This is a genomic window from Geodermatophilus sp. SYSU D00696 (assembly GCF_054050235.1).
On record NZ_JBJGYY010000017.1, the window covers coordinates 107,731 to 114,680 of the forward strand.

Genomic DNA, 6,950 nt, shown 5'->3' on the forward strand with positions numbered 1-6,950 from the left:
CGATGTCCCTGGAGCAGGACGTGACGGCGGCACGCGGGGCGGTCGACGCCCTGGAACGGGCGTGCGCCCTCGTCACGAGGCACTTCGGCGACACCCTGGACTCGCGCCGGCTGCGGGTCGACGTCGCCCGGCTGCGTGACGACCTCGACCTGCTGTGCGGCGCCCGGCCGCGCGGGACGTACGAGCCGTTCGCGATCGTGTACGGCGACGGGGACGACGAGGGCCTGGGCGGGTCCGGCCGCACGCGCCGGTGACCACCACCGCGCCCCGCGGGTCCGGGGCGGTGTCGGCGGGACGCGGCGACGGGGGCCCGGCGCCGCGGCGGGCGACGATCGCGGCGCGCACCCTGCGCACCGACCGGTGGTGGGTCCAGCCGCTGGTCACCGTCGTCGTGCTGCTGCTGTTCATCGCCTACTCGACGTTCCGCGCCTTCCAGAACGCCTACTACTACGCCTCGCCCTACATCTCGCCGTTCTACTCGCCGTGCATCACCACCCGGTGCGAGGGCGACAGCTTCCCCGAGTTCTTCACCGGCCCGGCCTGGATCTCCCCCGCCATCTACATCCTCGTGCTGCCCCTGGGGATCCGGCTGACCTGCTACTACTACCGGAAGGCCTACTACCGCTCGTTCTGGCTGTCCCCGCCGGCCTGCGCGGTGGCCGAGCCGCACCGCCGCTACACCGGCGAGACCCGGCTCCCGCTCATCGGGCAGAACGTGCACCGGTACTTCCTGTACGCGGCGCTGCTGTTCAACGTGATCCTCTTCTACGAGGCGTTCCGCGGGTTCCGGGACGAGACCGGCGAGTGGGGCCACATGGGGCTCGGCACGCTCATCCTGCTGGTCAACGCGGTGATGCTCTTCCTGTACTCGGTCTCCTGCCACTCCTGCCGGCACATCGTCGGCGGCCGGCTGAACTCCTTCTCGAGGCACCCGCTGCGCTACCGGGCCTGGACGCTGGTCTCCCGGCTCAACGGCAAGCACATGCAGTACGCCTGGATCTCGCTGTTCACCGTCGCGTTCGCCGACTTCTACGTCTTCCTCCTGGCCACCGGCACGATCTCCGACCCGAGGTTCTTCTGATGGAGCTCGAGAAGCACGAGTACGACGTCGTCGTCGTCGGGGCGGGAGGCGCGGGTCTGCGGGCCGCGATCGAGGCCCACGAGAGCGGGGCGCGCACCGCCGTCGTCTGCAAGTCCCTGCTGGGCAAGGCGCACACGGTGATGGCCGAGGGCGGGATCGCCGCGGCGATGGCCAACCTCTACCCCGAGGACAACTGGCGGGTGCACTTCCGCGACACCATGCGCGGCGGGAAGATGCTCAACCACTGGCGCATGGCCCAGCTGCACGCGCAGGAGGCCCCCGACCGGGTCCGCGAGCTCGAGGACTGGGGTGCGCTGTTCGACCGGACGGCCGACGGGCTGATCAGCCAGCGCGACTTCGGCGGCCACCGGTACGCGCGGCTGGCCCACGTCGGTGACCGCACCGGGCTCGAGCTGATCCGCACCCTGCAGCAGCGCACGGTCGCCCTCGGCATCGACGTCTACATGGAGTGCACGGTCACCCGGCTGCTCACCGACGACGACGGCATCACCGGCGCGTTCGGCTACTGGCGGGAGTCCGGGCGCTTCGTGGCCTGGCAGGCGCCGTCGGTGGTGCTGGCCACGGGCGGGATCGGCAAGTCCTACAAGGTCACCTCGAACTCGTGGGAGTACACCGGCGACGGCCACTCCCTCGCGCTCCAGGCCGGCGCGACGCTGGTGAACATGGAGTTCGTCCAGTTCCACCCGACCGGGATGGTCTGGCCGCCGTCGGTGCGCGGCATCCTCGTGACCGAGAGCGTGCGCGGCGACGGCGGCGTGCTGCGGAACTCGGCCGGCAACCGCTTCATGTTCGACTACATCCCCGACTTCTTCCGCAAGGAGACGGCGGAGACCGAGGACGAGGCCGACCGCTGGTACGACGACAAGAAGAACAACCGGCGGCCGCCGGAGCTGCTGCCCCGTGACGAGGTCGCCCGGGCGATCAACAGCGAGGTGAAGGCCGGCCGCGGGACCCCGCACGGCGGCGTCTTCCTCGACATCGCCTCGCGCCGGTCGGCGGAGTACATCCGCAAGCGGCTGCCGTCGATGTACCACCAGTTCAAGGAGCTGGCCGAGGTCGACATCACCGCCGAGCCGATGGAGGTCGGCCCCACCTGCCACTACGTGATGGGCGGGGTGGAGGTCGAGCCGGACACCGAGGCGGCGCGCGTGCCCGGCCTGTTCGCCGCGGGCGAGGTGGCCGGGGGCATGCACGGGTCCAACCGGCTGGGCGGCAACTCGCTGTCGGACCTGCTCGTCTTCGGCCGGCGGGCCGGGCTGGCCGCGGCCGAGCACGCCGCCAAGCGCGAGCACACCCGCGGGCTGCTCGCCGACGACGCGCTCGCCGACGCGGCCCGCGCGGCGCTGGCCCCCTTCGAGCGGGAGGGCGGCGAGAACCCCTACACCGTGCAGCACGACCTGCAGCAGACGATGCACGACCTGGTCGGGATCATCCGGACGGCGCCGGAGATGGAGCAGGCGCTGGAGCGGATCGCCGCGCTCAAGGAGCGGGTCGCGAGGCTATCGGTCGAGGGCCACCGGCAGTACAACCCCGGCTGGCACCTCGCGCTGGACCTGCCGCACATGCTGCTGGTCAGCGAGTGCATCGCCCGGGCGGCGCTGGCGAGGCAGGAGAGCCGCGGCGGGCACACCCGTGACGACTTCCCCGCCACCGACGCCGAGTGGGCGCGGACGAACCTCGTCTGCGCGCTCGGTCCCGACAGCGGCGTCGCGCTGACCCGGCAACCGCTCCCCCAGATGCCGCGGGAGCTCGCCGAGATCTTCGAGGAGGGCTCGGCGTGACCTACGACGCGACGTTCCGGGTGTGGCGCGGGGACGCCACCGGGGGCGACCTGCAGACGTTCACCGTGCCGGTCAACGAGGGTGAGGTCGTCCTCGACGTCATCCACCGGCTGCAGTCCACCCAGGCCGGCGACCTCGCCGTCCGGTGGAACTGCAAGGCCGGCAAGTGCGGCTCGTGCAGCGCGGAGATCAACGGGCGGCCCCGGCTCATGTGCATGACGCGGATGAGCACGTTCGCCGAGGACGAGACGGTGACGGTCACGCCGATGCGGACCTTCCCGGTGGTCCGCGACCTGGTCACCGACGTCTCCTACAACTACGAGAAGGCCGCGCAGATCCCGGCGTTCGCCCCGCGCCCGCGCGAGGCCGACGGCACCCACCGGATGCAGCAGGTCGACGTCGAGCGCTCGCAGGAGTTCCGCAAGTGCATCGAGTGCTACCTCTGCCAGAACACCTGCCACGTCATCCGCGACCACGAGGAGAACAAGCGCGCCTTCGCCGGCCCGCGGTTCCTCATCCGGCTGGCCGAGCTGGACATGCACCCGCTGGACACCACCGACCGCAGGAACGCCGCGCAGGAGGAGTTCGGCCTCGGCTACTGCAACATCACCAAGTGCTGCACCGAGGTGTGCCCGGAAGGCATCCACCTGACCGACAACGGGATCATCCCGCTCAAGGAGCGTGTGGTCGACCGCCGGTTCGACCCGATCACCTGGCTCGGCTCCCGGATCGGCCGGCGACCGCGGGACTGATCCCGGGCGCCGCGGTCAGGCCCCCGGCTGCGGCGCCACGGCCACCGGCCGGACGTCCTCGACCGGGTCCACGACGGCCGGCGGCGCGTCCCCGGACGGCGCCGGGTCGTCGTCGGGCGGCCGGGGGTCCTCGACCTGCGGGTGCGGGTCGTCGCCGCGGTCGCGGGCGCGGCCGGCGCCGGGCAGCCCCGACACCACCTGGTGGAGGTCGTCGAGGAGCTCGAGCAGGGCGTGCAGGTCCGTCGGCACCCGCCCGAGGTCGGTGACGCTCGGCAGGTGCCCGGACTCCAGCCCGCGGAGCAGGCGCGGCACCTGGTCGGCGAGCGCGGCCAGCGCCGCGGTCCGGTCGTCGGTGAGCAGGGCCGGCGTGCGGTCGAGCAGCGTGCGGAGGGCGCGGACCGCGTCGTCGGTCAGCTCGCGGTCGAGCCGGGCGAGCAGGTCGAGGGCCGCTGCCGCCTGACCGCCGTCGAGCAGTTCCTCGGCGTCGTCGAGGTGCTGGTCGGACAGCAACCGGTCGAGCCGGCCGAGCAGCCGGCGCGCCCGCTCGTCGGCGGCGAGGTCGAGCAGCGCCCGGACCCGATCGTCGGCCGCCAGCTCCAGGGCCTGCTCCACCCGGTCGCCGGTCAGGATGGCCAGCGTCCGGTCCACCCGGTCGTCGGTGACGACGTCGAGGGCCCGCCCGGTCCGGGCGTCCGTGGCGAGGTCGAGAGCCCGGCCGATCCGGTCGTCGGCGACCAGGTCGAGCAGCCGACCGACGCGCGGGTCGGCGGCCAGGTGGAGGGCCACCCCGACCCGGTCGTCGGCGGCCAGCTCGAGCGCCCGCTCGGTGCGCCCGTCGGCCAGGAGGTCCAGCGCCCGCTGCAGGCGCTCGTCGCCCACCAGGTCCAGCGCCCGGTCCAGCCGGGGCAGCAGGTCGGCCGCCAGGAGCCGGTCGAGCCCGTCGGCGAGCCGGTCCAGCCGCCCCGAGGACAGCAGGCCGTCGACGGCGTCGAGGGCGCGCGGCACGACGTCGGCCCGGGCGCGGAGGGTGTCCACCGTGCGGGTCAGCGCCTCGACGCGGTCGGGTGCCAGGGCGGCGCCCAGCCGGTCGACGACCGCGCCCAGGGTCGCGATCCGCTCGGGGGTCAGCGTCGCGGCCAGGCGCTGCACCACCCCGGCGGCCGCCTCCACGGCCTCGGGCCCGACCGCGGCCGCGCGGGCCACCGCGGGCGCGGCGCCGTCGAGCAGCGCGCGGGCGCGGCGGAGGACGTCGTCGGCCACCGGCAGCAGCGTCTCGGCGCGCGGCAGGGCCGCGCTGAGGCTGCGGACGGAGTCGGCGAGCGTCCAGGGCAGGTCGAGGAGGTCCGAGGGACCGGGCAGGCGCACGGGCGTCGTCTACCCGTGTGGCCGGGCTCGACTCACCCGGCGGGGACCGCCGGTCCGCGCAGCACCTGCTCGAGCGTCGTCGCCGGGCGGCCGAGCAGGTCGGGGACGGCGCTGCTGACGGCGGCCAGCTCGCCCGCCGCGACCGCGGTGTAGGTGGATACCCACGCCTCGACCTGCCAGTCCGGCGCCCCGTAGGAGGCGCGCGAGGCGTAGGCCTCCTCGACCGTCTCGGCGTGGTACCGGACCGGCCGGCCCGTGACGGCGGTGAGCACCCCGGCCACCTCGGTCAGGGTGAGCGCCTCCGGGCCGGTGAGGTCGTACGTCGCGCCGGCGTGCGCGGCCGGGTCGCGCAGCACGGCCGCCGCGACGTCGGCGACGTCGTCCTGGGCCACCACCGCCACCCGCCCGTCCCCGGCCGGGCCGCGGACCACGCCGTCCTCCCCCACCAGCCGGGGGGTGAAGTCGGCGTAGAGGGAGTCGCGCAGGAACGTGGCGGTCAGGCCGTGGCCGCGCACGTGCTCCTCGGTGGCCCAGTGGTCGCGGGCGAGGGTGAAGGTGGCGTCCGGCGCCGCGCCGAGGAAGGAGACGTAGACCAGGTGGGCCACCCCGGCGGCGACGGCGGCGTCGACGAAGCTGCGGTGCTGGTCGACCCGGTCGGGGGTCTCCGACGCCGACACCATGAGCACCGTCGAGGCGCCCTCGAGGGCGGTGCGGACCGCGTCGCCGTCGGCGTAGGGCGCGCGGACGGCGGTCGCGCCGGGCAGCCGCGGCGCGCGGTCGGGATCGCGGACCAGCAGCCGCTGGGCGACGCCGGCGTCGGCGAGCCGGCGGGCGACCCGCCCGCCCAGCTGCCCGGTCGAGCCGGTGACGGCGAGGGTCATGGGAGCTCCTGACGGGTCGGGGCCGGATGCGCCCGACAACCACCGCGTCCGGTGCGGCCTTCCCGCGACGGCGTCCCGCGCGCACCATGCCCGGGTGGACTACGCGCAGGCGCAGCAGCTGTTCCTCACCCCGCTCGAGACAGAGCGCCCCACCACGGGGATCCCCGACACCCCCGGCCGGCGGCTGCGCGATGCCGCCGAGCCGATCGCGACCATCAGCTGGTGAGGCAGGCCGGTGAACGGCCGGCTCGCCGCGCTGGGCCTGGACTTCCTCACCGGCTACGTCTGGGGCCGCGCCGCCCCGATGGGCGAGCCGGCCGCCCCGGTGGCCGTCGCCGCCTTCGGCGTCTTCGAGCCCGGCGTCCTCACCGGCTGGTACGAGCAGGCGCAGGCTACCGCCGGCCGCGCCGCCGTGCTCGCGGCCCGGGAGGAGGGCGTGGTGGAGTCGCTGCGCGAGCTGCTGCCCGGCGCCGACGTCGCCGGGGCGCTCGCCGCCCTGCGCCGCGGCACCGAGGCGGCCGCCCCGCACGTCGTGGGCCGCCCGCTGTTCGCCGGCCAGCTCTCGCTGCCCTGGCCCGCCGACCCCGCTCGGGCAGTTGTGGCACGCGGCGACGCTGCTGCGGGAGTTCCGCGGCGACACCCACCAGGCAGCCAACCTGGCCGCCGGGCTCACCGCGGTCGAGATGAACCTGCTCACCGAGTACTGGGTCGGCTGGGAACACACTGCCTACGCCGGGACGCGCGGCTGGTCGGCGGAGGCGATGGCCGAGGCCGACGCCGACCTGCAGGGGCGCGGGCTGGTCGCCGACGACCGGCTCACCGAGGAGGGACGGCGGCTGCGCGACGACGTCGAGGCGCGGACCGAGGCCGCGATGGAACCGGTCCTCGCCGCCATCGGGCCCGACCTGCCGGAGCTGACCCGGCAGCTGGACGCCTGGTCGGCGGCGATCGTGGCCGGCGGCGCCGCGCCGCCGGACCCCTACAAGCGGATCAGCGGCTGACCACCGCCCCGGCCGGTCACCCCCGCGCGCGCTCGTGCTCTGCCCACACCGGTGTGCAGAGCACGAGC

Annotated in this window: 7 protein-coding genes and 2 pseudogenes; 7 read left to right on the forward strand and 2 right to left on the reverse strand. The window is 74.8% G+C overall.

Annotated features, from left to right (window positions below):
* Positions 1-2 precede the first annotated feature (2 nt).
* Genes ACI79O_RS12960 through ACI79O_RS12975 form a run of 4 tightly spaced genes read left to right on the forward strand, consistent with a single transcriptional unit; the run spans position 3 to position 3,635 of the window.
* Complete coding sequence (locus tag ACI79O_RS12960) at positions 3-254, forward strand: hypothetical protein (RefSeq protein WP_456874112.1); 252 nt, start codon at positions 3-5, stop codon at positions 252-254.
* Positions 251-1,081, forward strand: a complete 831-nt coding sequence (locus ACI79O_RS12965) for a hypothetical protein (RefSeq protein WP_456874113.1) — start codon at positions 251-253, stop codon at positions 1,079-1,081. The genes ACI79O_RS12960 and ACI79O_RS12965 overlap by 4 nt, the downstream gene beginning before the upstream one ends.
* Entirely contained in the window at positions 1,081-2,883 is a 1,803-nt protein-coding gene (locus ACI79O_RS12970) for a fumarate reductase/succinate dehydrogenase flavoprotein subunit (protein WP_456889212.1), read from the forward strand. The genes ACI79O_RS12965 and ACI79O_RS12970 overlap by 1 nt, the downstream gene beginning before the upstream one ends.
* Complete coding sequence (locus ACI79O_RS12975) at positions 2,880-3,635, forward strand: succinate dehydrogenase/fumarate reductase iron-sulfur subunit (RefSeq protein WP_456874115.1); 756 nt, start codon at positions 2,880-2,882, stop codon at positions 3,633-3,635. The genes ACI79O_RS12970 and ACI79O_RS12975 overlap by 4 nt, the downstream gene beginning before the upstream one ends.
* A 15-nt stretch (positions 3,636-3,650) precedes the next feature.
* Here ACI79O_RS12975 and ACI79O_RS12980 read toward each other — a convergent pair whose 3' ends face one another.
* Positions 3,651-5,000: a hypothetical protein gene (locus tag ACI79O_RS12980; RefSeq protein ID WP_456914343.1), complete on the reverse strand. Its 1,350-nt coding sequence runs from the start codon at positions 4,998-5,000 to the stop codon at positions 3,651-3,653.
* Between the two features lie 32 nt (positions 5,001-5,032).
* Positions 5,033-5,881: an NmrA family NAD(P)-binding protein gene (locus tag ACI79O_RS12985; RefSeq protein WP_456914344.1), complete on the reverse strand. Its 849-nt coding sequence runs from the start codon at positions 5,879-5,881 to the stop codon at positions 5,033-5,035.
* A gap of 94 nt (positions 5,882-5,975) precedes the next feature.
* Between ACI79O_RS12985 and ACI79O_RS12990 the strand changes: the two genes are divergently transcribed.
* From ACI79O_RS12990 to ACI79O_RS13000, 3 genes and pseudogenes are all read left to right on the forward strand, one after another.
* The gene (locus ACI79O_RS12990; RefSeq protein ID WP_456889206.1) at positions 5,976-6,107 is read left to right on the forward strand and encodes a hypothetical protein; all 132 of its coding nucleotides are present in this window, start codon (positions 5,976-5,978) and stop codon (positions 6,105-6,107) included.
* 9 nt (positions 6,108-6,116) lie between these two features.
* Positions 6,117-6,422: pseudogene (locus tag ACI79O_RS12995) on the forward strand (helix-turn-helix domain-containing protein); the annotation flags it as partial.
* Positions 6,423-6,447: 25 nt separating this feature from the next.
* Positions 6,448-6,882: pseudogene (locus tag ACI79O_RS13000) on the forward strand (helix-turn-helix domain-containing protein); the annotation flags it as partial.
* Positions 6,883-6,950 lie beyond the last annotated feature (68 nt).

Excerpts from the sequence above, each read along its gene's own strand:
- ACI79O_RS12960 (WP_456874112.1), top strand. The coding sequence starts at position 3 with ATGTCCCTGGAGCAGGACGTGACGGCGGCACGCGGGGCGGTCGACGCC.
- ACI79O_RS12970 (WP_456889212.1), top strand. The coding sequence starts at position 1,081 with ATGGAGCTCGAGAAGCACGAGTACGACGTCGTCGTCGTCGGGGCGGGA.
- ACI79O_RS12985 (WP_456914344.1), bottom strand. The coding sequence starts at position 5,881 with ATGACCCTCGCCGTCACCGGCTCGACCGGGCAGCTGGGCGGGCGGGTC.